The organism is Vibrio makurazakiensis (genome assembly GCF_050337375.1).
Lineage (GTDB): Bacteria > Pseudomonadota > Gammaproteobacteria > Enterobacterales > Vibrionaceae > Vibrio > Vibrio makurazakiensis.
Window position 1 is genome coordinate 1 of sequence record NZ_JAKJSW010000420.1, and the last position, 1681, is coordinate 1681.

Consider the following 1681-nt stretch of genomic DNA (forward strand, 5'->3'; position numbering starts at 1 on the left):
CTTTATTTTAAATGTGGTATTGAAAAAAAATATATAAAGAATCTTTTGTTCTTTTGGGTGTTGGCTGTTTTTTCATTTTGTTTTTATGACCAAGATTATGCAGTCGTTAGTTATAGTACTTTTTTAATGGCTCTCCTTGGGCTAAGTATTATACATTTTGTATTACTAGTTAATTTTGATTCTCATATAAAGACGATTGCAACTGCAATGGTCTTTTTGCCTGTTGCCATGATTCTAATATCGCTAGTTATGTATCTGTTGTTAGATGTACCTCTATCCASTTCAGTTAATAGGTATGGAGCAGGGTTAGCGAATGCTCATTTTGGTTTTTTAATGTATTTTATAATGTTGTTCTTATGTTATGAATCTATATGTAATAAGAGGCTTCATTTAGTTTTACTGCTATTTTCATTACTTTTATTATTGTTTTCTGGAAGTCGCGGTCCGTTACTTGCGGCTTTGATTCCGTTAGTATTGCTTATTAGGTTCGTAAGAAATCAAGGTGTGAGGCGCAAGCTTGCTTTAATAATTCCCCCTGCATTATATGTAGTTGGTGCCTTTGCGAAATCGATGATTGAACGAACGCAAACATCAACATTCGATCAAGAAGGTGGGCTTAATTTTTCTGGCAGAGAGTTTGCGTGGGATTATTTTCTAAGTCGATTAGATGGTGTTAATTTATTTGGCGGGAGGTTAGGTTCAATAACTCAGGTGACGGAAGGGATAGAAGAATATAATCTATACTTATTTACGGTTCCGCATAATGAATTTATACGCTTTTATATGGAACTTGGTTCTATTGGCTCTTTCTTGTTTTTTATTAATTTCTTTATTGTAATTAGTTATACATATAGGGTTTGCAGTCAGGAATCTAAAAGGTTTATGCGCTACATGTTATTTGGATTCTTTGTTTTGACTATATTTGATAATACTCTAAGTACGCCTCAGTCATATATTCCTTTAGCTCTTCTTCTAAAGTACATTCATTTTGTTGAGGTTAATAAAAGTGGATTATAATAAATTGAATTTAAAGGTTTCTGTTTATATACCGACATATAACCGGAGTGAGCTACTTAATCGCGCTGTTCAATCTGTACTTAATCAAACTATGCAAGATTTTGAGATAATAATCGTTGATGACAACTCTACGGATGATACATCAAAGGTTGTTAATAAGTTAATGATAAATGATTCAAGAATTCGATATTTTAAAAATGAGAAAAATCAAGGAGCTTGCTTTAATAGAAATAGGGCAATACAAGCTGCGAATGGCTACTTTGTAACTGGGTTAGATGATGATGATTACTTTTTACCTAAGCGATTGGAAAACTTTATAAATGCTTGGAGGGATAAATCAACACATGTTATTGCTCTGTATTCAGACAAGTTCGTAAAGCGAAGAGATGGAACAATGATTAACCAGTTATATCCAACCTCAGCCTGTAGAAATAACCWATATACAAGAAATGATGTAGGAAATCAGATATTTACGCTAAGAAATGTTTTTAATAATGTAGTTAAATATGATGATAGTCTTAAATCGTGGCAAGATATTGATATGTGGATTAATATTCTAAGCGAAAATGGAAGTGGTATATTTCATAATACACGTTGTATGGATTATGTTCTAGATAAGAGCCATGAACATGAAAGGATTAGTAATAATAATATAACAAAACAT

2 protein-coding genes are annotated in these 1681 nt (G+C 32.0%); both read left to right on the top strand.

All coding sequences use genetic code 11. The annotated features are described in order from the left end of the window. Positions 1 to 1017 (top strand): O-antigen ligase family protein (locus L4C33_RS22090; RefSeq protein WP_428814528.1); only part of this gene is annotated, 1017 nt, incomplete at its 5' end. After that, positions 1007 to 1681, top strand: a 675-nt coding sequence (locus tag L4C33_RS22095; RefSeq protein WP_428814529.1) for a glycosyltransferase family 2 protein, incomplete at its 3' end; no start/stop codon positions are given. The genes L4C33_RS22090 and L4C33_RS22095, both read left to right, overlap by 11 nt.